This is a genomic window from Burkholderia sp. Ac-20392 (assembly GCF_017104585.1).
Lineage (GTDB): Bacteria > Pseudomonadota > Gammaproteobacteria > Burkholderiales > Burkholderiaceae > Burkholderia > Burkholderia lata.
Window position 1 is genome coordinate 1 of record NZ_JAAGPB010001174.1, and the last position, 779, is coordinate 779.

The following is a 779-nucleotide window of genomic DNA, read 5'->3' on the forward strand; positions in this document are numbered from 1 at the left end:
GTGCGCCTTGGGCGCCGGCGCGGCCTGCCCCGACGCGTCGCCTGGGCCCTGCACCAGCACGCGGAACGGCGCGGCGTCGGTGCGCAGGATCAGGTTCGTATTGGTGCCGACCACCGCGTTCAGCGTGTCGAGCGAACGCAGCATCGTGTACAGGTGCGGGTTGCCCGCATAGCTCTTGCCGTAGATGTCGGCCGCGTCCTTGCGCGATTGCGCTTCGATGCCGGCCGCTTTCACGTTCGCATCGGCCAGCGCGATGCGCGCGTCGCGCTCGGCGTCCGAGCGGATCTGCGCGGCCTCGCGATTACCGTCAGCGGTGCGCTGCGCGGCCACGGTCTCGCGTTCGGCGCTCATCCGGTCAACCGTCGCGGCGAGCGTGACGGCCGGCAGCGTGAGTCGTTCGAGCCCGACCTGGGCGACGCGCACGCCATATGCCGCATAGAGCTGCGCGTCGATCTGCCGGCGCAGCGCCTCTTCGAATTCGCCGATCTTCACCTGGGCCGGATCGGTGTTCACGAGCGACGCGAGATCGTACCCGGCGGACGTCGTCTGCAGCGCGGAGCCGACGAGCGAGCGGATCTGCCGCGCCGCTTCGTCCGGCTCGTTGCCGACCGCCCGCATGAAACGGCCGATGTCGCGCGCATCGGCCGGCACGCGCCACGCGACGTAGGCCTCGACGATGATGCGCAGCCCGTCGCGGGTGCCGACGTCCTGCAGGCCGCTCGACGTGGTGTGCAGGCGCAGGTCGACGGGCGTCACCGCATCGATCGGCGCGGGCAGGC

The 779-nt window shown here is 71.4% G+C and carries 1 protein-coding gene; it reads right to left on the reverse strand.

The genetic code is table 11. The features are described 5' to 3' along the window. On the reverse strand, nt 1–779 hold a 779-nt coding region (locus G3N99_RS41460), incomplete at both ends, for an SPFH domain-containing protein (protein ID WP_206125339.1).